The 23,123-nt window shown below is 58.8% G+C and carries 22 protein-coding genes; 9 read left to right on the forward strand and 13 right to left on the reverse strand.

Annotation, left to right across the window (positions count from 1 at the left end; translation table 11 throughout):
• Nucleotides 1-66 precede the first annotated feature (66 nt).
• Together htpX and KW841_RS21745 are read right to left on the reverse strand one after the other, a co-directional pair.
• Nucleotides 67-957 (reverse strand): protease HtpX, encoded by an 891-nt coding sequence (gene htpX, locus KW841_RS21740; protein ID WP_007973520.1) that lies wholly within the window; start codon nt 955-957, stop codon nt 67-69.
• A gap of 318 nt (nt 958-1,275) precedes the next feature.
• On the reverse strand, nt 1,276-2,487 hold the full coding sequence (locus tag KW841_RS21745; protein WP_007973513.1) for a pyridoxal phosphate-dependent aminotransferase: 1,212 nt from the start codon (nt 2,485-2,487) through the stop codon (nt 1,276-1,278).
• 226 nt (nt 2,488-2,713) lie between these two features.
• Here KW841_RS21745 and msrB point away from each other — a divergent pair, with 226 nt between their 5' ends.
• The 3 genes from msrB to KW841_RS21760 all read left to right on the forward strand — a co-directional run bounded on the left by msrB (nt 2,714) and on the right by KW841_RS21760 (nt 4,155).
• Nucleotides 2,714-3,109 (forward strand): peptide-methionine (R)-S-oxide reductase MsrB, encoded by a 396-nt coding sequence (gene msrB, locus KW841_RS21750; RefSeq protein WP_218479702.1) that lies wholly within the window; start codon nt 2,714-2,716, stop codon nt 3,107-3,109.
• Nucleotides 3,110-3,211: 102 nt separating this feature from the next.
• Nucleotides 3,212-3,697, forward strand: coding sequence for a glutathione peroxidase (locus KW841_RS21755; protein WP_008002671.1), 486 nt, complete (start codon nt 3,212-3,214; stop codon nt 3,695-3,697).
• A complete protein-coding gene (locus tag KW841_RS21760) occupies nt 3,694-4,155 on the forward strand; it encodes a MarR family winged helix-turn-helix transcriptional regulator (protein ID WP_007973507.1) in 462 nt (153 codons plus the stop codon). Before KW841_RS21755 ends, KW841_RS21760 begins: the two co-directional genes overlap by 4 nt.
• On the opposite strand, the gene KW841_RS21765 is transcribed toward KW841_RS21760, so the two are convergent.
• The gene (locus KW841_RS21765; RefSeq protein ID WP_218479703.1) at nt 4,139-6,460 is read right to left on the reverse strand and encodes a response regulator; all 2,322 of its coding nucleotides are present in this window, start codon (nt 6,458-6,460) and stop codon (nt 4,139-4,141) included. The two genes, KW841_RS21760 and KW841_RS21765, sit on opposite strands and share 17 nt — an antisense overlap.
• 165 nt (nt 6,461-6,625) lie before the next feature.
• Here KW841_RS21765 and KW841_RS21770 point away from each other — a divergent pair, with 165 nt between their 5' ends.
• Together KW841_RS21770 and KW841_RS21775 are read left to right on the forward strand one after the other, a co-directional pair.
• Nucleotides 6,626-7,516 (forward strand): ATP-binding protein, encoded by an 891-nt coding sequence (locus tag KW841_RS21770; protein ID WP_007973504.1) that lies wholly within the window; start codon nt 6,626-6,628, stop codon nt 7,514-7,516.
• Entirely contained in the window at nt 7,513-7,995 is a 483-nt protein-coding gene (locus tag KW841_RS21775) for a GAF domain-containing protein (protein WP_218479704.1), read from the forward strand. Before KW841_RS21770 ends, KW841_RS21775 begins: the two co-directional genes overlap by 4 nt.
• Here KW841_RS21775 and KW841_RS21780 read toward each other — a convergent pair whose 3' ends face one another.
• The 8 genes from KW841_RS21780 to KW841_RS21815 form a co-directional block, all read right to left on the reverse strand.
• Nucleotides 7,996-10,941 (reverse strand): HD domain-containing phosphohydrolase, encoded by a 2,946-nt coding sequence (locus KW841_RS21780; RefSeq protein ID WP_218479705.1) that lies wholly within the window; start codon nt 10,939-10,941, stop codon nt 7,996-7,998. It abuts the gene before it with no gap.
• 49 nt (nt 10,942-10,990) lie between these two features.
• Complete coding sequence (locus KW841_RS21785) at nt 10,991-14,632, reverse strand: transporter substrate-binding domain-containing protein (RefSeq protein WP_218479706.1); 3,642 nt, start codon at nt 14,630-14,632, stop codon at nt 10,991-10,993.
• A gap of 8 nt (nt 14,633-14,640) precedes the next feature.
• Complete coding sequence (locus tag KW841_RS21790; protein WP_007973494.1) at nt 14,641-15,267, reverse strand: response regulator transcription factor; 627 nt, start codon at nt 15,265-15,267, stop codon at nt 14,641-14,643.
• A gap of 247 nt (nt 15,268-15,514) precedes the next feature.
• Nucleotides 15,515-15,907 (reverse strand): response regulator, encoded by a 393-nt coding sequence (locus KW841_RS21795; RefSeq protein ID WP_218479707.1) that lies wholly within the window; start codon nt 15,905-15,907, stop codon nt 15,515-15,517.
• Nucleotides 15,908-16,083: 176 nt separating this feature from the next.
• Nucleotides 16,084-17,412, reverse strand: a complete 1,329-nt coding sequence (locus KW841_RS21800) for a deoxyguanosinetriphosphate triphosphohydrolase (RefSeq protein WP_218479708.1) — start codon at nt 17,410-17,412, stop codon at nt 16,084-16,086.
• A 221-nt stretch (nt 17,413-17,633) separates the two neighbouring features.
• Nucleotides 17,634-17,978 (reverse strand): hypothetical protein, encoded by a 345-nt coding sequence (locus KW841_RS21805; RefSeq protein ID WP_218479709.1) that lies wholly within the window; start codon nt 17,976-17,978, stop codon nt 17,634-17,636.
• Nucleotides 17,975-18,364 (reverse strand): phage holin family protein, encoded by a 390-nt coding sequence (locus KW841_RS21810; protein ID WP_102700817.1) that lies wholly within the window; start codon nt 18,362-18,364, stop codon nt 17,975-17,977. The genes KW841_RS21805 and KW841_RS21810 overlap by 4 nt, the downstream gene beginning before the upstream one ends.
• 1 nt (nt 18,365) lies before the next feature.
• Nucleotides 18,366-18,680, reverse strand: a complete 315-nt coding sequence (locus KW841_RS21815; protein WP_007973485.1) for a YqjD family protein — start codon at nt 18,678-18,680, stop codon at nt 18,366-18,368.
• A gap of 328 nt (nt 18,681-19,008) precedes the next feature.
• On the opposite strand from KW841_RS21815, the gene KW841_RS21820 reads away from it, so the two are divergent.
• The 4 genes from KW841_RS21820 to KW841_RS21835 all read left to right on the forward strand — a co-directional run bounded on the left by KW841_RS21820 (nt 19,009) and on the right by KW841_RS21835 (nt 22,059).
• A complete protein-coding gene (locus tag KW841_RS21820; RefSeq protein ID WP_007973484.1) occupies nt 19,009-20,217 on the forward strand; it encodes an ammonium transporter in 1,209 nt (402 codons plus the stop codon).
• A 104-nt stretch (nt 20,218-20,321) separates the two neighbouring features.
• On the forward strand, nt 20,322-20,558 hold the full coding sequence (locus tag KW841_RS21825) for a glutaredoxin family protein (RefSeq protein WP_007973483.1): 237 nt from the start codon (nt 20,322-20,324) through the stop codon (nt 20,556-20,558).
• A gap of 172 nt (nt 20,559-20,730) precedes the next feature.
• Nucleotides 20,731-21,048, forward strand: coding sequence for a transcriptional regulator (locus KW841_RS21830; RefSeq protein ID WP_116580087.1), 318 nt, complete (start codon nt 20,731-20,733; stop codon nt 21,046-21,048).
• Between the two features lie 120 nt (nt 21,049-21,168).
• The gene (locus tag KW841_RS21835) at nt 21,169-22,059 is read left to right on the forward strand and encodes a pseudouridine synthase (protein ID WP_218479710.1); all 891 of its coding nucleotides are present in this window, start codon (nt 21,169-21,171) and stop codon (nt 22,057-22,059) included.
• A gap of 85 nt (nt 22,060-22,144) precedes the next feature.
• On the opposite strand, the gene KW841_RS21840 is transcribed toward KW841_RS21835, so the two are convergent.
• Together KW841_RS21840 and mobA are read right to left on the reverse strand one after the other, a co-directional pair.
• Complete coding sequence (locus KW841_RS21840; RefSeq protein ID WP_007973479.1) at nt 22,145-22,366, reverse strand: YgdI/YgdR family lipoprotein; 222 nt, start codon at nt 22,364-22,366, stop codon at nt 22,145-22,147.
• Nucleotides 22,367-22,442: 76 nt separating this feature from the next.
• Nucleotides 22,443-23,057, reverse strand: coding sequence for a molybdenum cofactor guanylyltransferase MobA (mobA, locus tag KW841_RS21845; RefSeq protein WP_102700821.1), 615 nt, complete (start codon nt 23,055-23,057; stop codon nt 22,443-22,445).
• Between the last annotated feature and the right edge of the window lie 66 nt (nt 23,058-23,123).

Consider the following 23,123-nt stretch of genomic DNA (forward strand, 5'->3'; position numbering starts at 1 on the left):
GAAGCTTTTAAACTGACAAAAAAAGGCCCGCATCGCTGCGGGCCTTTTCATTTGCGGTGGAACCTCTTAGCCGCGACGACGAGCCAGGGCGTCGATACGCTCTTCCAGTGGCGGGTGGCTCATGAACATGCGAGCGAACCCTTGCTTGATGCCACCATTGATGCCGAAGGCGTTCAGAGTGTCGGGCATGTGCACCGGCAGGCCTTGTTCCGCACGCAGGCGCTGCAGGGCGCCAATCATTGCGGCAGTGCCGGCCAGGTTTGCACCGGCTTCGTCGGCACGGAATTCGCGCTTGCGCGAGAACCACATGACGATGGCGCTGGCCAGGATGCCCAGAACCAGTTCGGCGAAGATGGTCGCCACGTAGTAGGCAATGCCTTGGCCTTCTTCGTTCTTGAAGATCACCTTGTCGACGAAATTGCCGATGATCCGGGCGAAGAACATCACGAAGGTGTTCACCACGCCCTGGATCAGCGCCAGGGTAACCATGTCGCCATTGGCCACGTGGCCGATTTCGTGGGCCAGGACGGCTTTCACTTCATCGGGCGAAAAGCGCTCGAGCAAGCCCTGGCTCACGGCGACCAGTGCGTCGTTCTTGTTCCAGCCGGTGGCGAAGGCGTTCGCCTCGTAGGCCGGGAAAATACCGACTTCGGGCATCTTGATCCCGGCTTCGCGGGACAGTTGCTCGACGGTTTGCAGCAGCCATTGCTCATGACGGGTGCGTGGCTGGGTGATGATCTGGGTGCTGGTGCTCATCTTCGCCATCCACTTGGAGATGAACAGCGAGAACAGTGAACCGGCGAAACCAAAGACCGCACAGAAAATCAGCAGCTGATTGAGGTTGAGGTCAACCCCATTGGCCGCCATGAACCCGTTGAAGCCGAATAGGCTCAGGGTGATGCTGGCAATCAGCACGACCGCCAGGTTAGTGGCCAAGAACAGCAGGATGCGCATCATGGTTGTAGAAATCTCCTCATGCTAAAGATGTAGCGTACTGCGGGGTATATAAGGTGCTGCACCGGGGTATTCAACCGGGTGACTATTTCAAACTGTGTCCTACGGCAATAGTCTAGCTGCTTGCAGGGCATTTCCGACGCGAGTGCAGGAAGTGTTTGTCAGTCAATTCATGTCGAAGGCCCCGCCTTTGTTAGGCGCGAGCAGGCACGGCGTTGTCCGGCAGCGGGCAAGACGACTGCTTGTGACGCAATGCAAACAAATGTTGCTGGATAAAAATCACCGTGCGACGGGCAGGCATGTCGCACGGTGAAGGCTCGCTTACTGGCGGTAGGACTTGAGGAAGCCGCCGATGCGTCCGATGGCCATCTCCAGGTCATCGACACGTGGCAGGGTCACGACGCGGAAGTGGTCTGGCCATGGCCAGTTGAATGCGGTGCCTTGAACCACCAGCAGCTTTTCGGAGAGCAGCAGGTCGAGGACGAATTTCTCGTCGTTGTGGATCGGGCAGACTTTCGGGTCGATGCGCGGAAATGCGTACAGCGCGCCCATCGGCTTGACGCAGCTTACGCCCGGAATGTCGTTGAGCAATTCCCAGGTACGGTTGCGCTGTTCGAGCAGGCGACCTTGCGGCAGCACCAGGTCATTGATGCTCTGGTAGCCACCCAGGGCGGTCTGGATCGCATGCTGGCTGGGCACATTGGCGCACAGGCGCATGTTCGCCAGCATGTCGATGCCTTCGATGTAGCTCTGGGCGTGGTGTTTCGGACCGGAGATGGCGATCCAGCCGGAACGGAAACCGGCCACGCGATAGGACTTGGACAGACCATTGAAGGTCAGGCAAAGCAGGTCCGGCGCCAGGGAGGCGGTGCAGATGTGCACGGCATCGTCGTAGAGGATCTTGTCGTAGATCTCGTCGGAGAACACCACCAGGTTGTGCTGGCGGGCCAGTTCCAGCATGCCCAGCAGCACTTCCTTCGAATACACGGCGCCGGTCGGGTTGTTCGGGTTGATGATCACCAGGGCCTTGGTGTTCGGGGTGATCTTGGCCTTGATGTCGGCCAGGTCCGGCCACCAGTTGGCTTGCTCGTCGCACAGGTAATGCACCGGATTGCCACCGGACAGGCTCACGGCGGCGGTCCATAGCGGGTAGTCAGGCGCAGGCACCAGCACTTCGTCGCCATTGTTGAGCAGGGCCTGCATCGACATCACGATCAGTTCGGAAACACCATTGCCCAGGTAGATGTCTTCAATGCCGACGCCTTCTACCTGCTTTTGCTGGTAATACTGCATCACGGCCTTGCGCGCACTGAACAGGCCCTTGGAGTCGCTATAGCCCTGGGCGGTCGGCAGGTTGCGGATCACGTCCTGGAGGATTTCATCCGGCGCTTCGAAACCAAAAGGCGCCGGGTTGCCGATGTTCAGCTTGAGGATGCGATGGCCTTCCTCTTCCAGGCGCTTGGCGTGCTTGAGCACCGGGCCGCGAATGTCGTAGCAGACGTTGGCGAGCTTGTTCGATTTGCTGACCTGCATGGCGATGTGTTCCCGAAAATGAACGATCCAGACGGCGTTTGGACAGCCGTGCTGGGAATCCTGCGTATTCACACAGGCCCGGCGCCTTGAGATGCAGCACCCATATTTCCGTTTGAATGCGCGTGGTCTGGCTGCCAGACTGGCGTTTGACGAGGCGCAATCATACGTGCCGCCCGATCCGTGGAAAAGGTACAGATCGGGCTTTTTCAGCCGCTGAGGTGTGATGATGGAAAAGTTGGAAAAAACCCTGGAAGAATGGAAGGCGATGCTCGATCCAGAGCAGTACAACGTGTGCCGTCTCAAAGGCACCGAACGTCCGTTTTCCGGTAAATACAACGCCACCAAGACCGACGGTGTCTACCACTGCATCTGCTGTAGCGAACCGCTGTTCGACTCCAGGACCAAATTCGATTCCGGCTGCGGCTGGCCGAGTTTCTACGCGCCGATCGGCGACAGCGCCATGACCGAGATCCGTGATGTCAGCCACGGCATGATCCGCACCGAAGTGGTCTGCGCCAAATGCGACGCGCACCTGGGGCATGTTTTCCCAGATGGTCCGCCGCCGACAGGCCTGCGTTATTGCATCAACTCGGTGTGCCTGGACCTGGTGCCCCGCGAATAAGTCCCCGAAGCGATCCGATGATCGCTTTCCGGATATTTAAATTGCACACAATTCAATTGCTCGCTATTTTGTTGTCTCTGGCATTCACTCGGAACCTCAAACATGAGCGACAACCTGCTGAGCATCCCTTGCACCACGATCAAGGGAGAGCAAAAGACCCTGGCGGATTTCGCCGGCAAGGCTGTGCTGGTGGTCAACACGGCCAGCAAGTGCGGTTTCACTCCGCAATACAAGGGCCTGGAAGAGTTGTGGCAGACCTACAAGGACCAGGGCCTGGTGGTGCTCGGTTTTCCCTGCAACCAGTTCGGCAAGCAAGAACCGGGCAATGAAGGAGCGATCTCCGAATTCTGCGAACTGAACTTCGGTGTCAGCTTCCCACTGTTCAAAAAGATCGAAGTCAACGGCGCCGGCGCCCATCCCTTGTTCGTGCAGTTGAAAAAGCGCGCTCCGGGTGTGCTGGGGTCCCAGGGCATCAAGTGGAACTTCACCAAGTTCCTGATCGGCAAGGACGGACAACTGGTCAAGCGCTTCGCCCCGGCGACCAAGCCGCAGGACCTGACCCGCGAGATCGAAGCCCTGCTCAAATGAACACTTTGTCCGTCGATTCCCTGAAGCTCGACAGCCAGCTGTGTTTCAAGCTGTACGCAGCTTCCCGTGCGGTCATTCGCGCCTACAAGCCAATGCTCGATCAGTTGGGCCTGACTTACCCTCAGTACCTGGCGATGCTGGTGCTGTGGGAGTGGCAGGAAGCAGCCCCCGAGCAACCGACCGTGAAGGCACTGGGTGAGCGCCTGGCCCTGGATTCCGGCACGCTGACACCCTTGCTCAAGCGCCTCGAACAACTGCAACTGGTGCAGCGTCAGCGTTCGGCGCGCGATGAGCGTGAAGTGCACCTGAGCCTGTCGCCCGCCGGAACGGCCTTGCGCGATCAGGTCGGGCCACTCAAGGCGCGGTTGTTGTGCGACAGTGGGGTCGACCTGAATCGTCTCAACGACTTGCGCGATGGTCTCGACCACCTGTTGGGCCAGATTAGGGCGCTGTCATAGCGGGGATCCACAAGTCCAGCAGGGCGGCCAGTTCTTCGCGCCGGAAGGGTTTGGCCAGGTAGTCGCTCATGCCCGCGGCACGACAGCGTTCGCGCTCCTCCGACATGGCGTTGGCCGTCAGGGCGACGATGGGCAGCTGGGGCCAGCGTCCGCTGCGGCGGATCTGTCGGCTGGCTTCATAGCCGTCCATCACCGGCATGTTGCAGTCCATCAGCACCAGGTCGAACTCCCGTTGCTCGAGTTGATCCAGGGCCTCTCCACCATGAGCCGCGGTGGTAACCTCGCAGCCGAGTTTGCCGAGCATGCCCTTGGCCACCAGCTGGTTCACCGGATTATCTTCCACCAGCAGCACGCGCCCGCGGCGTAGCGGGCTTTGGGTTTCGAGCCGGACATCGTTGATCGGCTGGGGTTGTGGTTGCAGGATCCGCCGCAAGCTCTGATACAGCGTATTGCGAGCCAGGGGGCGGGCCTGTTGTTGCAGGGGGGCGAGGGCGTTTACCTCTTCGCTGGGCATGAAATTGCCATACGCTGTGATCAACAGGATCGGTGCGCTGAGGGCGGGGCGCAAACTGAACAGGCACTCGGGGCAGTCGGTGATGAGCACGTCGGCTGCCAGGCCAAGCAGTGAGTCATCCATGGAGCGCCGTTCATAGTCCAGCCCCCAGCCAGGCAACAGGCTGTTCAGCAGCTCGCCCAGCCCGCTGCTGGCGGCCGTGATGGCGACGACTTTGCCATTGAGCGACACAGCAGGCAGTGCGCGGGTATGGCTGGGTAATGGTAGATCGGCGCAGAACTGACTGCCAAAACCCGCTTCGGAGCTGATCGTCAGGCGCCCCTGCATGGCTTCGCAAAGGTTGTAGGTCAGCGCCAGGCCCAGCCCGGTGCCGCCAAATTGGCGGGTAATACCGGCACCGGCCTGGGTGAAAGGCTGGAAGATCCTGGCCTGGGCTTCCTGAGGGATGCCGATGCCGGTGTCGCATACTTCGATTCTGACGCCGTCGCCGAACGTTGACAGGCGCACGTCGACACGCCCGAAACGGGTGAACTTGAGGGCATTGGACAGCAGGTTACTGACGATCTGCCGCACCCGGGTCGGATCGCCGAGCACCAGTGCCGGGAAATGCGGATCGATCAGGCAGGTCAGTTCGACGCTGGGGGCAGCGTTCTGCGACAGCAGGTTGGCGGTGTCCTCGATCAGCGATCCGAGATCGAAGGGGATGTGTTCGAGTTCGAGTTGACCGGCATCGAACTTCGACAAATCGAGGATATCGTTGAGCAGTTCCACCAGTACCTTGCCCGAGTCGTGGGCAATCGACAGCTGTTGCTGTTGTTCGGCATTCAGCGGTCCGTCGAGGGACAGCGCGATCATCCCGAGCAAACCATTGAGGGGCGTGCGGATTTCATGGCTCATGTTGGCCAGGAACACCGAGCGGGCTTCGGCCATGTCGAGGGCGGTACTGCGCGCGGCTTCCAGTTCCTCGTTGGATTGGCTCAGCCGGGCGTTGATCGCCTTGAGTTCTGCGGTGCGGGCCGAGACGATGTTTTCCAGTTGGCCAAGATATTCGGTCAGGCGGTTTTCCGCGTTGCGCCGCTGCCGGATTTCGGTGGCGATGTTTTTGAATTGCTGGTTGGCAACCTTGACCAGTACACCGATCTCATCGTTGGCGTGCCCGGCGGGACACTCCAGTGACGTCGGTTCGGTACTCCCCGGGTCGCGACCGCTGAGCTCTCGGATCACCCGTACCAGGGGTTTGGTCAGCATCACATAGAACAGCGCCAGCAGGATGCCGGACAGCAGCAGGCTGCGGGCGAAGCCATTGATCAGGGTCACTTCGGCCCGGCGCAGGAACCGGTTGCCGAAGGCGTAGGTATCGACCTTCAGCCGCAGCGTACCCAGGGATTCATTGGGTAAATGATCCAGGTAAAGCCGGTCTTCGAACTGTCGGCTGGCACCGAACAGGAAGTCACTGAGCATCCGGTAGCCGTTTTGCACCTCGGGTCGCTTGGCGTTGGCCAGCACGGTGCCGTTGTTGTCGGTCAGTTTCGCGCCGATGATCGCCGGCGAGCGCAGCAGGCCCTGGGTCAGTTCCTTGGCAAGTTCGGCGTCGATGTTGTAGGCGATTCGCGAGGCCGGGTTGTGGCTGATTTCCAGTAATGAAAGGATTTCACGATTGATGGAGGCGTCTTCACTGGCATAATCGATGCCTATTTGCAGCAGGCTGAGCAGCGTGCCCAGAATGAAACCGACCAGCACGGTCAGCCGGGCTTGCTTGAATGACAGCCGGTTGGTGAATTTGATGTCCATGGGAGGGTGAACCACTTCCGTTTCCTTTCGCTGCTCAAGCATAGTCGATCATGCCTGCCTGTTGACGTTCTCGCGAGGCCTGTACTGCGGGGGCAGCCGCTTGTGTGACGCTGTGTTTGGTCGCTGTATCACCATCATTACTGTGAACGTGCCCGAGGAGAAGTCGTGGATTCCCGATTGAATGCTTTTCTTGAACGCGCCGATGCCGTTCTGGCCCGTATCGAGCCGTTGCTGCCGGCACCCCGGCCAGCCATCGACTGGACGCAATGCCTGGCGGCGCGCTGGCAGCGTGAGTCTCGCGGCGGTTATCTGATGCCGCTGCAGGTCAGCCTCGACATGCGCCTGTCGGACCTGATCGGCGTCGACCGGCAAGTTGAGCAGCTAGGGCGCAACACCCAACAGTTCCTCGATGGCATGCCCGCCAACCATGCCTTGCTCTGGGGCTCGCGCGGCACCGGCAAGTCGTCGCTGGTGCGCGCCTTGTTGGCCGAGCACGCTCAAGCCGGGTTGCGTCTGATCGAGATTGAACGCGATCACCTGGCAGACCTGCCGCGCGTGGTCGAACAGATCGGCAAACTGCCCCAGCGTTTCGTACTGTTTTGCGATGACCTCTCGTTCGAGTCGGGCGAGGGTGATTACCGAGTGCTCAAAAGCGTACTGGATGGCTCGCTGGAACAGGCGCCGGACAACGTCTTGCTGTACGCCACGTCGAACCGTCGCCACCTGGTGCCGGAAAAGGAAAGTGACAACGAGAACTGGAAGCGGGTCGACGGCGAACTGCATCCGAGCGAGGCGGTGGAAGACAAGATCGCGCTGTCGGACCGCTTCGGCCTGTGGCTATCGTTCTATCCGTTTACCCAGGAACACTTCCTCAACGTCGTCGAGCACTGGATCGGCCAGTTGGCCGGCAAGGCCGGACTGGCATGGCAGCGCAGCGAAGAGCTGGACATCCTGGCGGTACGCTGGGCCACCGGCCGAGGCAATCGCAATGGACGTTGCGCTTATCAATTTGCACGTTACTGGGTCGGGCTGAAACTGTTGGAGCACAAGGCATGATCGATTTACAAAAGAGCGGCCAGGGCCTCGAAGGCTACGGCATGCTGCACGCGCAGCTGGAGTCCTTGCTGGCGGACGAGCGGGACTTCATCGCCAATGCCGCGCAGTTCTCGGCGTTTCTGTTCAATCAGCTCGATGAACTGAATTGGGCCGGTTTCTACCTCAACCGCAATGAGGAGCTGGTGCTGGGCCCGTTTCAGGGGCAGATCGCTTGCGTGCGGATTCCGTTCGGGCGTGGCGTCTGCGGAACGGCAGCCGCCACCTTGCAGACCCAGTTGGTCGAAGATGTGCACGCGTTCCCCGGTCACATTGCCTGTGACAGCGCCTCGAACAGCGAGCTGGTGGTGCCGTTGGTCAAAGATGGCCGATTGATCGGCGTGCTCGACCTCGACAGCCCGAAACTGGCGCGATTCACCCCGCAGGACCAGGCCGGTATCGAACAATTGGCGGCGATTTTCCTGCGCCTGACCGACTGCTGATCAAGACGCCAGGCCTGCCTTGACCAGCAGACCCGATGCGTCCACCGCATCGATCTGCGCAGGGTCGAGGAAGCGCCTGGCGTACTGCAAATAGATCTGTGCCCTGATGAACAGCCCGAACAGTTCCGGGTCGATGTGGGCATCACGGCACATGAACGCCATGATGCCCAGCGCCTCGCTCAAGGTCTTGGCTTTTTTGTAGGGGCGGTCGGCGGCCGTCAGCGCTTCAAAAATATCGGCAATCGCCATCATTCGCGCCGGCAGGCTCATGTCTTCCCGCTTCAAGCGTTTCGGATAACCACTGCCGTCCATTTTTTCGTGATGCCCGCCGGCTATTTCCGCGACGCTGCGCAGGTGCCCGGGAAACGGCAGATGGTTGAGCATCAGGATCGTCTGAACGATGTGGTTATTGATGACATAACGCTCCTCGCTCGTCAGGGTGCCCCGGACAATGCTCAGGTTGTACAGCTCGCCCCGATTGTATTTGTGGGGCGGAACGTCGAGTTTGAAACCCAGGGGGGTATCTGGCGGTATCACTTCGTTTTCGCTGCGTTCGAACAGGTGCTCGGGTTTGTCCGCCAGTAAGGGTTCGCTGACGGGCAGGGTGGGGGCGGGTGTTCGGGCCTGACGCCGGTTCTCTTCCCAGGACACGCCCAGCCGGTCATCCAGGGTCCGGGTCCAGGTGCGTTCAGCCACGCTGCGCAGGCGGTGCAGATCAGCGTCGGCCATGGCTTCGCCACCCAGATTGCAACGGGCAATGAAGGCGAAATCATCATCCAGCCCGGCAAGGCTGGCATCACGCAGTTCTGCCAGCGCTTGCTCGTCACCGCCCAGGGCAATGGCCTGCCAGTAGCTGATCCAGGCATCGCGCTTGAGTACCTCGAAGCGGGTGCGGATTTCGTGGATGCGATCGGTCAGGGTTTCCAGCTTCGTGGCTTTGTCGACGACGTATTCCGGCGTGGTGATCTTGCCGCAATCGTGCAGCCAGGCAGCGATGTGCAGTGCCTCCCATTCATCTTCGGTCGGCCGATAGGCGCTGAAGGCGGGGTCCTGGCTGGCTGCCGCCGCCCGGGCAAGCATCAGGGTCAGTTCCGGCACGCGCTGGCAATGGCCGCCGGTATAGGGGCTTTTGGCATCGATGGCACCGGCCAGCAGTTGAATGAAGGCGTCCAGCAGCTGTTTTTGTCTGGCTTGCAGACGCTGGCTTTCGATGCACACGGCCGCCGCGCCGGACACCGCCTGGAGAAACGCAATGCGGTCCGGCCGCAGTTTTTCCAGATCGCTTTGCTCGCCGCTGTCGGCCAATAGCAACACCAGCAGGCCCACGGTTTCGTTGTGACGATTATGCAGGCGGATTCCGATCAGATGGACCCGGGGACTTTCCAGCGCGAGCAAGACTTTCTGCAGATCGCCCGCTTGCTCGAACCCCAGGTTACTGACGACGTTGTCGACGTTTGCCAGCTGCTGCAGCCATGGGGGGCTTTGCGGGTTTTCCAGTGAGTGTCCGCGGATGTCGAAGGATTGCAGGTTTTCGGTGGTGTCATTGATGACCAGTCCGTGGGGTTCCATATGCCCGCCATCACCTTCGCGCAGATAGATCAGGCCGGCCTGGGCCTGACCGATTTTCACGGTTTCAAACAACACGCGTTCCAGCAGGGGGGCGAAACGGGTTTCGGCGCTGAGGCTGTCAGTGATCTGGAAGAAGCTCGCCAGCGTGTCTTTCATCCGTGCCATCGACACGCTCAGTTGGTCGACTTCGAGCACCGGCGAGCGACGGGAAAGCGGAAAATTGAAATCGAAACTGCGAATCGCATCGGCCTCCTGCACCAGGGCGCGCAAGGGTTTGACCAGGACTCTGGAGGTCAGCCAACCCAGCGGCACGCATAACAGCAGCGTTGCCAGGGTAATGAGCGCACCTTGCCAGCGCATCCGGTAAGCATCGACGAGCAACTCGTCTTCCGGAACCAGCAGCGCCAGTTGCAGGCCTTGGGGGCCGCCTTCCTGCATGCTGCTGCGGGCCACGATCCACTGCCGGCCATTGGCATCCAGGCGATTGCCTTCAGAGGAGTTGTTGAGCAACGCACCCAGGCTGGGGCTCAGGTCCGCGGCCTTGATCAGCCGGGACGTCTGATCATCGATGATCAGCCTGCGGCTGTCGGGGTAGGCAATGGCATTGCCTTCGGCATCGAACAGCACGATTTCGGTATGAGGGGTCACGACGTGCTTGGCCAGGGTCGCGCTGAGTTCGGCCAGGGTCAGATCGGCGGCCAGGATTGCCTTGTCGCCACTGCGTCGTGCCAGCGTCGTGCCAATGTCATGGGTGGAAAAAAAGATATAGGGTTCGGTCGTAATCTGTTCATTGTCGCTACGGGCGCTGGCAAACCAGGCACGGCTGCGAGGGTCGTAGGTGTCGTTCAGGTTGTCCTGGCGACTGACGAGGGCCAGGTTACGGTCGAAAAACAAAGACTGGGAACGAGCCTGGCCGCTGCTGTCGTGCTCAATGCTCCAGACCTGGAAAGCCGCCATTTCCGGAGCCTTGACCAGGGCTTTGACCTCTGGGGTATGCAGCGGGCGGACCATGAAAAAGTCGCCGTTGTCGTAGCCCAGGTACAGCGACGCCAGATTGGGGTTGTCCTCGAGTGACTGGCTGAACGGTTCGAGCAGTGCCAGGCGGTGTTCCAGATCAGCGGACTGGCCCGCCGGATTGAGTGCCAGCAGGCTCAACAGGTGGCGAATGGGTTGATAGGTGGCGTGCAGGTCCAGCCGGACATCCTGCTCGATACGGTTGAAGAGTTTTTCACTGCTGGACAGTATGATCTGGGTCGTTTGCCGGTAGTTGAAAAGACCCAGCAGCACTCCGGTCAGCAACAACAGAAAGGTGAACATCACACTGATATGGACATGCAGTGGAAACCGGCGTGGATCCGTGCGCAGTGGGTCAGGCATTGCGGGTTTCTCCATGTGGGTCAACACACCGCTGAGGGTCCAAGCATAGTTAAGGCTCTGTCATTGCGCCTTCGTCGTAATGCTTGATCTGACGTAGTAACGCGTCCTCCAGCTCAAGCATGGTGCGCTCCATGGATTGGCAGCATCCGGCCACTTTTTCGCGATCAAAATCCCCATGGCAGGCGGCTTCGAGCGCCTCGCAGCGGTCGATCAGGGGTGATGCTTGCACTATCCGGGCTGCGCCTTTGATTTTGTGGGCAATGTCCTGCAGCGCCTGCGTATCCCCGGAGCTGGATAGTGACAGCAGCGTTTGCAGATCCTGGCGGTTGCTGTTGACCAACTCGTTAAGCAATCTGCGGTTCAACATGGGGTTGCCCCCGGTCAGCAGTTTCAGCCCGTGCAGGCTGAACGCCGGGGCTGCAGGGGTGGGTTCAATGTTTTCCATCCACTGGCTCAAGGCTCCGAGGCTAAGGGGTTTGAACAGACAGTCATCCATTCCGGCCTGTTTGCAGCGTTGTATTTCTTCCGGTTGGGCGTTGGCGGTGAACCCGAGCACGGTGCAGGGAGGGCGATGATTTTGACTTTCATGCTGGCGAATGGCGCGGGCCAGCTCGTAACCGTTCATGACCGGCATGTTGCAATCGGCGATCACCAGATCAAACGGTTGGTCTTTCCATGCCCCCAATCCCTCCTGGCCATCGGCCGCGACAGTAAATCGATGGCCTAGAAACTCCAGTTGCTGGCAGGTGAGCAAACGATTGGCCGAGTGATCGTCGACGACCAGAACATTCAATGGGGTTGTGGCGACGACAATTTGCGTCTCGGCCAGCTGGGCAGATTGTTGCAGCGGCAACGTTTCCAGGTGCAGCAATACCTCCACTTGAGTGCCGACCCCAGGCTCGCTGCGCAATTGCAGACTTCCGCCCATCATCTCGCAGAGATTGCGGCTGATGACCAGCCCCAGCCCTGCGCCCCCCCTGGCCGATTGAATGGCGTTGTCGGCCTGGGCGAAGGGTTCGAACAGCCGGTATTGATCCTGTTCGCTGATCCCGATGCCACTGTCGTGAACCTGCACCCGCATTTGCACACGATCAGGCTGCATTGCTGGCTGCAGGTCGACAATGACCCGGACCTGGCCTTGCTCGGTAAACTTGATGGCATTGCTGATCAGGTTGGACAGCACCTGCTTGAAGCGCAAAGGGTCCAGCAACACATCGAAAGTCGGGTTGGCCGAAGAAAACTCCAGCTTCAGTTCGAGTTCCTTCTGGCGGGCAAGACCATCGAAAATCCGTACGACCGAGGCCACCAGTTCACCCGGATTAACGCGCTCCGGGCTAAGGCTCAAGCGCCCGGATTCGATTCTGGCAATGTCGAGGATGTCGCCAATCAGTTCCAGCAACCCTTTCGCCGAATTGTACGCGACATCGATGGCCGGACGCTCCGGGTGCCGATGCTCAAGACGCTTGAGTGTCAGTTCAAGCATGCCGATGATTGCATTCATCGGCGTGCGGATCTCATGGCTCATCGTGGCCAGAAACGTGCTTTTGGCCCGGTTGGCCTTATCGGCGTGTTCTTTCGCGCAGCGCAGATCATCAAGCAGTTGCCGACGTTCGCTGATGTCGATCCAGCCACCGATAATGCCTTGCACTTTCGCGCTGGAATCTCGGTAGGGGAGAATCCAGTGATAGATCGTCAGCCGCCGGCCACCAATGTGCAGTTCGCGATCGACGATCAACGGTCTGCCCTCGGTCACCACGCGCTGGTAGTCAGCCTGGTACTCCCGGGCTTCGAACACATTGCTCATCGACCCCTGCATGACGCTTTTGCCGATGACATCTTCACGCCTGGCGCAGAACGCTTGCAGGTAACTGTCGTTGCAACTTTGCAGTAGCCCCTGGCGATCACGTACATAGATCGGATGGGGCGTGCCATTGACCAGCGATCGCATGAACTCGAACTGATCGTTCAATGCACGCTCGGCGGCCTTGCGCTGCTTGATCTGGCGTCGCATGTAGTCGTTCCACGCAATGGAAATCAGCAATAGCGCACCGGCACCGATGACGATTTGGTAGAACAGTCTTTGATAATTGCGCCAGGTGCTTTGCGAGGACGCCGAATAGCCGCGCCATCGACTGTTGATGATGCCCAGTTCCTCCGGCGAGATGCTCAGCAACGCCTTGTTCAGAATGGCGTTCAGCTCTTTGGCGTCCCGTGCAGTGGCAAGGGAGAACGCTGCCTGCTCGGTGCCGATGGTGGTGCTGATTTGCAACGTGTGTTCGAACAACCGCGACGAAATGAAGTAGTTGGCAATGACCAGTGAGTTCACCACGCCTTCGGCCTGACCTTCGGCGAGCATCTCTACGGCGCTGAAAGTGTCCGGGGTTTCGATCAGCTTGATCCGGGGAAACTCTCTGCGCAGGTAATCCCTGAGTGGATTGCCGCGGGCAATGGCCAGGCGCTTGTCCTGCAACTGCTCAAGGTTGGTTGGGCTGTCGGCGGCTTTACGGGTCAGCAGGACGTAGGAATTTTCCAGAAATGGGCGGGTAAAGTTCAGCTGGGACTGACGTTTGGCGCTGGGGAGCAACGCGGCGATCACATCGGCCTGGTTGTTTTTGATCTGTTTGATCATCTCGTCATCGTTTCGACTGCGCTGGATGTCAAAGCGCAAGCCGGTGCGCAGCCTGATCAGCTCAAGCAAATCCGCGCTGACCCCGCGAAAGTTGCCATTGCTATCGAAAAACGTCAGTGGCGCAAAGGCTTCGTTGACGACGACGCGCACTATCGGGTGATTTGCCAGCCAGCGTTCTTCCCTGTCAGTGAGTTGCAGCTTTTGATCGGTCAGCAGAATGTCACTGCCGGCGCTCCAGCGTTTGGCGATGTTTTCTCGCTCACTGGAGGGGATGGCCTTGATCATCCTGTTGATGATGCCGAGCAGCTCGGGGGTGTTACTGTTGACGGCAAAGCTGAAACCATGGGCTTCATGTTTGCCGAAGTTGGCCATCCGGATGTTGTTCAAGTACCCCTTGTTGATCATGTAGTGAGTTGAAATCGTGTCACCGAGAAACACATCCGCCTGATCGAAGGCAACGGCATTGATCGCATTCTGGTAGGACGGATAAGACGTGATGATCGCCTTTGGGTACAACGCCTTGACTTCTGCCAGCGGCAAATAGTGATACACCATGCTCAGGCGCAATCCGGCCAGGCCATCGGTGAGAGATCGGGTTTCCCCTTCGCGGGTCACCAATACGGGTTGGTCGACGGCATAGGGTATGGACAGCGCAATCCCGGCAATGCCAGCCTCGAATCCATTGGCTGTGCCAAGCAGATCGACATCGCCATTCTGCAGCGCGGCGATCGCGGCCCCTCGGGATTCGAAACGCTGAACCTTGACCGGCAACCCGGTTGCTTTTTCCAGAAGGCCAGCGTAATCGGCGGTAAAGCCTTCATAGTCCTGACCACTGGTGGTCAGGTCAAAAGGGGGGTAGTCCGGGGCCGACGTGCCGAGCGTCAGTTGATTTTTGTTGTTTATCCATTGTTGCTGGGATTCATCCAGTCGAATCTCCAGCGCGCCGACCTTCGAGCGACTGAGCAACGTATAGAGTTCATTGCCCGGTGCTCCGAACAACGAGGTGCTCACGCATAGACCTGCGGTCACTTGAATCAGATAGACCTTCAAACGGCTGGGCATCCAGGTTCTCACACGAGTGCGTTACGTTTTGCCATCTCGATCAGTTCAACCAGGGATTTGGCTTTGAGTTTCTGCATGAGACGCTTTTTGTAGGTGCTCACGGTCTTGTTGCTCAGAAACATGCCCTTGGCGATTTCCTTGTTTGTGCGACCTTGGGCAAAAAGTTGCAGGACCATCAGTTCCCGGTCGTTTACGGACTTGAACAGTTCCAGTTCGATACAACGTGTTTCATCTCCGTGGATGGGGTTCAAAGCCTCACTCGGGAAATAGTTGTAACCTGAAAATACGGCTTTTATAGAACTCACCAGTTCACTGATGTCCTCTTGTTTGCAGACATAACCCGAGGCTCCGGATTGCATGCAACGAATACCGAAGAGTGTCGGGCATTGTGCGGTCAGTACCAGTGTTTTAGGAGGATTACTCATTGCGTTGAACCGGGACAGCACTTCCAGGCCATCCAGTTTTGGAATACTGATATCGAGAATGACCAGGTCCGGCATGCATTCGCGAACCATTTGCATGGCGTCGACCCCATTGTCAGTTTCGCCGACGACTTTGTAACCTTCGTGTTCCAGCAACATTCGAACGGCAAGGCGGATAACCGGGTGATCGTCGACAATAAAAACGGAGTTCATAATCAAGTCCCATGCGAGCTCAAATAAAGCGCGCACCTTAGCTCAGTTACTTGAAGGGACGCATGAACGGACCGGGCTGTAGCAGCAATATAGGAGAAATCCTACAAATTAAGAGGAATGGGACTACGTATTAACTGGGTTTCTTGTTAGGAAGTCCGGGGAAGTCTGGCGGTTTTGTGCACTTTTTAAGGAAGTTGTTTGTAGGTTTTACGTTGTGCGTTTGTCGGTTCTTATATGTGCTTTTTGTTTATGTTGGTGCCAGGCTCAACAGGTCTCTAAATTCAGATTGTTTCAATGGTTTTATCAAGTAACCCAATAATGGCAGCCCGTATTCGTTGGCCGTTTTTACAAGTTCATCCAGTTCAGACGTCGTCAGGCTGCTCAGTATGATCGCCTGCCTGATCAGCCCTCGGTGACTGGCGAACCGGACCAGATCGAGTCCCGTCAGATCGGGCAGGCATTGATCGCATAAAAGGATGTCGAATGGCTGTTCGACCCCGAGCATCTGCTGCATGGCGCTTCTGGCGCTGTCGGCGGTAGTCAGTCGGGCGAAGCCATAACTCTCCAGCAGGCATTGAGTGGCTATCAGTTGGAAGGGGTGGTCCTCCACCACGAGGATGCGTAGTTCGTCTTCGGCCATGCTGCACACTTCATCTGTCGAACAGAGGGAGGGCGATTGTTTCGCGAGAGGGTCGGACAGGCGATCAGTTCGCTCGCCATATGTTGTAGGGCGATTCGACGAGACTTGAGTGCTGTTGGAGGTTAAAGGGGGATCAGCCAAAACGAAGGCCGTAATGGCTGATCAAACGAAGCACCTCAGTGGCTGGCACGGCCCGTCATTTCCAGGGCCATGTCACTGGCATAGCTGTCGGTCATGCCGGCGATGAAATCAATCATGCGCAAAAACGACGTGTGTAACGGGCCGTGAGGATCGGGTGCATTGTTACCCAGCAGATCAAGGATGCGGCGGCTTTTGAATGACGGGGTCCGACCGTTGTGCTGCTCCAGTGCTGCGCCGCAAAAGGCGTTGAGGAGGATTTCCAGCGTGGTGTAGGCGCCGATCTCGTGCAGGGTCTTGCGCTTGTCCTGGAAGATTTTCTTGCGGGCCATGTCCTTGGCGTTCAGCACGCAACGTTTGGCGGGCCCGTGCATGTGCTCCACCAGGTCGCCGGACAATGTGCCGGCCAGCAGCGTGTGCTGTTGCTCGACGAAAGCGCGGGCCGCGGCATTGGTCAGGTGTTCGATGGCCTTGCCGCGCAGGATCGCCAGTTTGCGTCGGCGCGAATCGCCGGGACCGAGCTGGCGGTAGGTTTCCGGCAGGTCGTCGCCCACCAGGTCCAGCAGCAGGGACTCGACTTCGGCATATTCCAGCAACTCCATTTCCAGGCCGTCTTCCAGGTCGATCAGCGCATAGCAGATGTCGTCGGCGGCCTCCATCAGGTACACCAGCGGATGCCGGGCCCAGCGTTGCTCTTCAAGTTGCGGCAGGCCGAGTTTATGGGCGATCTGCTCCAACAGTGGCAGCTCGCTCTGATAACAGCCGAACTTGTGTTTCTTGTAGCCCAGCGAATCGGCGTGCCTGGCCGTCCATGGATACTTCAGGTAGGTGCCCAGGGTTGCATAGGTCAGTCGGGTGCCGCCGTCGAACTGGTGATACTCCAGTTGAGTGAGTACGCGAAAGCCCTGGGCGTTGCCTTCGAAATTCAGGAAGTCATTGCGCTCGGCTTCGCTCATTGCATCCAGCCAGCCACGGCCGGCGGCTTGCTGGAACCAGTGCCGGATCGCATCTTCACCGGAATGGCCGAAAGGAGGGTTGCCGATGTCGTGTGCCAGGCAGGCCGATTGCACCACCATTCCCAGGTCGCTGGGTTCGCACCAGTCGGGCAGGGCGTTGCGGATGGTTTCGCCGACCCGCATGCCCAGCGAGCGCCCCACGCAACTGACTTCCAGCGAGTGGGTCAGGCGCGTATGAATGTGATCATTGCTGGACACCGGATGGACTTGGGTCTTGCGCCCGAGGCGGCGGAAAGCTCCCGAGAAAATGATGCGGTCGTGGTCTTTGTGAAAAGGGCTGCGGCCGAGTTCTTCTGGGCTGTGCAGAGGCTTTCCGAGGCGTTCGCGGGTAAGCAGGGTGTGCCAATCCAAGGCGGGACTCTCCGTCAGGTGACTGATGGCCTAGCTTCCCGTTTCGCGTCATGACCTGCAAGCGGAACTACAACCCGGCGGCGTCGATATCGAGGCCACCTTGCAAGAACTTTTTTCGCAGGTGGGCTCAATTGACCGGATAGGCGCACAGGATTGCGCCCCCCCTCGATAGAGAGGGGGCATCCCGTCGACACTGCAGAGCGTAGCCAGAAGGAAACTGATCAGTCTTTGCGCGAAGAGCCCTGCATGATCAGTTTGATCAGCGGCCCCAGTGTGGTGCCGAGACGGATCAGCCGGGTCAGGCTGCTGAGGCCGCCACCGTTCTTGGCGCCCTTGCCGGTCAGAAAACCCAGCAAGGTGACGGCGGCCACGCCCCAGAGTGGAGCGTGCTTGATGCCGAAACCGTCCTGCAGGTTCTGCGTCATACCGCGCACGCGTTTCAAAGGTTGCAGCAGTTGCGCGGATTCGTGGCGGATTTCCTGGCGGTGCATTTCCATGCGCAGGCGAATCAGCGCCTTGCGCATTTCCGTGCGTGAGCTGTTGCGTGGCAATTCAGGCAGGTTCATGGCAACAGGCGCTCCCGATCGTTGGCCAGCTCTTCCAGCGTGCCGTGGAAGGGCGAGGACTCATCGAAAATCGCTGCCCTCAAACGCATCGCGCAGAATATGGCGGCGAGGGTATAGAACACGCAGAGCCCGATGATGGCGGTCAGGCGATAGGTGTCCCAGAACACGATCAGCACCAGCGTCGACAGCCCTACCAACAGCAGCAACGCAAACACCAGCGCCAAACCGGCAAACAGCAACAGGCTGACGGTGCGGGCTTTCTGTTCCTGCAACTCGATGCCGAACAATTCGACATGGCTGTGCAGCAACCCCAGGAAGGCAGCACCCAGGCGCCGCGATGAGGAGCTTGTTCCCGTCGCAGACGGGTCGGATTCACCGATCGACATATCAGCGCCGGCTGGCCAGCAGGCCGATCAGGAAACCCACGCCGGCCGCGATCCCGACCGATTGCCAAGGGTTGGCCTGGACATAGTCTTCGGTGGCGGTGACAGCCGCCTTGCCGCGTTCGCGCAGGGAGTCTTCGGTCAGCTTCAGGGTTTCACGGGCACGCAAGAGACTGTCGTGAATCTGCTCGCGCAACTCGTCGGCCTGGTCGCCGGCCAGGGTCGCGGTGTGCTCCAGCAACCGTTCGGTGTCACTGACCAGTGTCTGAAAATCGTTCATCAGGATTTCTTGAGCAGTCTTTGCCTGGATGCGGGCCATGGTGGATCTCCATAAGTGGCTTTCTGATGTGTTCGAGTATGAGCCTTTGGTGAAGGTTCAGTACAAATGACTGGTACAACTTTTGCTGTGTCGTGGTGCGCCGGTCCGCACCATTGCGCTATAGCCGGGCATGATTTCAGTAAAACCGTAGGACCAACAATCAAAAACTCGCGCAAACGTCCGGGTCACGTTTTTCCCGGACAGCGCCTGTGCACCAAGGCGGTTCAACGAGATCAGTCCTCTGATGCTTCGAAGCTGCAACTTGGTGCATGGGTGGTGATCGCGAACTGCTTTGGTGCTTTTTTCTGCCATAAGGTCTGCCCATCCCATGGAAAATCTGCAAAGCGCCGTGGACACCCTGGTCCATAGCTCCAACACGCTGTTCATTCTGATCGGTGCGGTCATGGTCCTGGCCATGCACGCCGGTTTTGCCTTTCTCGAAGTCGGAACCGTGCGACAGAAAAACCAGGTCAATGCCTTGTCGAAAATCCTCAGCGACTTCGCCGTATCGACACTGGCCTACTTCTTTATAGGCTATTGGATTTCTTATGGCGTGACGTTCATGCAACCGGCGGCCGTGCTCAATGCCGACCATGGTTATGGACTGGTGAAGTTTTTCTTCCTGCTGACCTTTGCCGCGGCGATTCCCGCGATCATTTCCGGAGGCATCGCTGAGCGCGCCCGGTTTGTCCCGCAGCTGTGTGCAACCGCGTTGATTGTCGCGTTCATCTATCCGTTCTTCGAAGGCATGGTCTGGAATGGCAACCTGGGTTTGCAAGCCTGGCTGCTGGAACGCTTTGGCGCCGGTTTCCATGATTTCGCAGGTTCGGTGGTGGTGCATGCCATGGGCGGTTGGCTGGCACTGGCGGCGGTGCTGTTGCTCGGGCCGCGTAATGGCCGCTATCGCGAAGGTCGGCTGGTCGCGTTCGCGCCTTCGAGCATCCCGTTTCTGGCGTTGGGCTCGTGGATCCTGATTGTTGGCTGGTTCGGCTTCAACGTCATGAGCGCGCAAACCCTGCAAGGTGTCAGTGGACTGGTGGCGGTGAACTCATTGATGGCCATGGTGGGCGGTACGGTGGCGGCGCTGATCGTCGGGCGCAACGACCCCGGCTTTCTGCACAACGGCCCGTTGGCAGGACTGGTGGCGATCTGCGCCGGTTCCGACCTGATGCACCCGGTAGGGGCGCTGGTGACCGGCGCCGTCGCGGGGGCGTTGTTCGTCTGGTGCTTTACCGCCGCTCAGGTCAAATGGCGCATCGACGATGTACTGGGTGTCTGGCCGCTGCACGGCTTGTGCGGCGTGTGGGGTGGTATTGCCTGCGGCATTTTCGGCCAGAGCGCTTTGGGCGGGCTGGGTGGGGTCAGCCTGATCAGCCAGTTGATCGGCACGGCACTGGGCGTCACTGTGGCACTGGCCGGCGGGTTTGCCGTGTATGGCGTGATCAAGGCTCTGCATGGATTGCGCCTGAGTCAGGAGCAGGAGTATTACGGCGCGGACCTGTCGATCCACAAGATCGGCGCCGTGAGCCAGGACTGACACAGGTCTCATCATCGTCGGTGGCATCAGGCAGGAGACTCAATGGCTCGACGGTTTTTCGGAGCAGGCCTAGAATGGTCACTTCATTTTCTGGTTGAGCGCTCATGCTTCCCGAATGTCAGCTGTTCGGCACCCTTGGATGCCATCTCTGTGAAGTAGCCGAAGCCATGTTGATGGAGTTTGTCGAGCGCGGTCTGCTGGTGGAACTGGTGGATATCGCCGACGATGAAACCTGGTTCGCCGCCTACAGCCTGCGTATTCCGGTGTTGCGGCGGGTCGACACCGGCGCTGAGCTGGGCTGGCCGTTCAGTGCCGATGAGGTGGTGGCGTTCTTGCGTTAAGTGGCTTTTGCGCCGATGTTACTTCCCGCCTGTCGAACTTTGCGATTGATCCCCTTGGCTTATCCGGTACTGATCGGATACTGTATGCGCATACAGTTATTCGTGGTGCCTGCATTGCCGTTGCTGATTTTCGGCAGCGAGCAGACAAGCCTGGGCGTGAGAGGGGTGAATCGTGGTCAATGTCGAACAGTTGAAGAACAGCGTGAACCGGATGTCTGCAGACGTCGTGAGTGAAGCCGTTCTTGAGTTGCGTCTGGATGGACTGGTGACCGAGGGCAAGACACCCTTCAACAAAACGCATTTCAATACCTGTTTCGCAGAAATCGAAGCCTTGTTTCAACGCGCGGGGTATCACCGGCAACTCGATGTCGTGGGTTATCAGGGGTTGTTGTACGCCCTCTATGACCCCGCTCGCTGGGAGGCGGTCGATGTATTGCGCTGGCTCAAGGAATACACCGAGGCGGCGGCGCGCAGGCAGATCCCGGCTTGAGGATCTCAGGGGGCGTTCTCAATTGGTTTTCACGCCGGGAAAACTAATTGGGAGCGCCCCCTAGGTTCAATCCCCATGCTGTTGGATAATGCCGCCCTGCACTGAGGTTAGAGCTTTCGTATGTCCACTTCTTCTTTTTCCGCGGCACACAGCCAGGCCAGTACGCTGTACTTGCCACCTGGTCCGTGGCAGACCGTTGTCGATTGCCTGTGCGAGCATTTCAGCGCCATCGGTCGTGAACAATGGCTGGACAGAATCGCCCGTGGCCGGGTCCTCGATGGACAGGGCAAGCCGATTGCTCTCGATCTGGCCTACCGGGAAGGTTTGCGGATTCATTATTTTCGCGAAGTGCCGGATGAAAAGCCGATCCCGGTGATCGAGTCGATTCTGTACGCGGACGAGCATCTGGTGGTGGCCGACAAACCGCACTTTCTGCCGGTGACGCCGGCTGGCGAATACGTCGAACAGACGCTGCTCAGGCGCTTGATCCGTCGCCTGGACAATCCGCATCTGGTGCCATTGCATCGCATCGACCGGCATACCGCAGGGCTGGTACTGTTTTCCGCCAATCCGCAGAGTCGTTCGGCTTATCAGTCGTTGTTTCCAACCCGGCAGATCGAAAAGCGTTACGAGGCCATCGCAGCGGCATTGCCTGAACTTGCTTTCCCGCGGGTTCATAAAAGCCGGCTGGTCGATGGCGAGCCGTTCTTCCGCATGCAGGAAGGGCCTGGGGCCTGCAACACCGAGACGGCGATCGAAGTCAGGGAGAAGCAGGAGAAACTCTGGCGCTATGCTCTTTACCCGGTGACAGGCAAGAAACATCAGCTGCGGGTACACATGGCGGCGTTGGGCGCCGCTATCTGCAACGACCCGTTTTACCCCGAGGTGCTAAAGGATGCGCAGGATGACTACGCCAATCCTTTGAAACTGCTGGCTCAGGGGCTGAAATTCATCGACCCGGTCACAGGCCAGTCGCGTGAGTTCGAGAGTGAAATAACCCTGCAATGGTGATCCTGAGCGGCACCCCTGAAGTGCTGTTCTTCAGGCATGAAAAAGCCCGCATCAAGCGGGCTTTTCTGTATCCGGCGGCACCCGGTTACAGCTCTTTGACGGTACGCACCTGATCTTTGTTGATGCGGGTCTGTTTGCCATCGAGCTGTTCGAATTCGTAGAAGCCGGAATCCTTGTCGAACTCTGGCGTGTCGACGGCCTGGATTTCGCGACCGTCATTCAAGGTGATCACCGTAGGCGACGCGCAACCGGCGAGGGTGGCGAGGCCCAGTGCGAGCATGAAAGTGGCGAGGGTCCGTTGCATCATGAGTGTGTCTCCGAATAAGAATTCTTTGGTTACTGAACTTGAGACGTGAACCGTCCACGCAAGTTCCTGATCAATGTCAGTCTGACACAGTGTCATGACCGCTTACATAACCGCTTAATAGTTCCGGCGTGTTGAGGTTGGCCAGCCGAGGGTCTTTGTCTGGGCATTGCAGCGCGGTCGCGCCGAGCTTGCGCATCAACCGGCCCGGGCTGCGCTCACCCTCGTTCCAGGCCTTTTCAAAGGCTGCCTTGTGCAGCACTGGAATCACACACAACAACGGCTCCCAGTGGTCATCGTGCCGCACCATCAGCGGCTTGTCCGGATTCAGGTTGGCGGTCTCGCGCATGGTGCCGATCAGCGCCGCATCAATGCCCGGAACGTCACAGGGCAGGACCAGCATATGAGTATGGCGAGCAGCTTCCAGGCCCGCCCGAATTCCCGCCAGGGGGCCGGGGAAGTCCCCCTCATCGTCGTGGACCAACTGGTCGGCGTAGGGCGCATACTTCTCAAGGTTGCGGTTGCAGGAGATGATCAGGTCATCGGTCAGCGGGCGGGTCTTGCGATGCAAGTGAGCAATCAGCGGTTCGCCGCGCCAGTCCAGCAATCCTTTGTCCCGCCCCCCCATGCGTTGGCCGCGACCGCCCGCCAGGAGCAGAATGGAGCAGGGTGGCAATTGTGAATTCATGGTCATGGCAGGTCTCCATGGGAGCGGCGAAAAAACGGAGCGCTGTGATATAACACCGGGCTGTTTCTCCTA

The sequence above is a fragment of the Pseudomonas sp. PDM28 genome (assembly GCF_019219115.1).
In the GTDB taxonomy this organism is placed as follows: Bacteria; Pseudomonadota; Gammaproteobacteria; order Pseudomonadales; family Pseudomonadaceae; genus Aquipseudomonas; species Aquipseudomonas laurylsulfatiphila.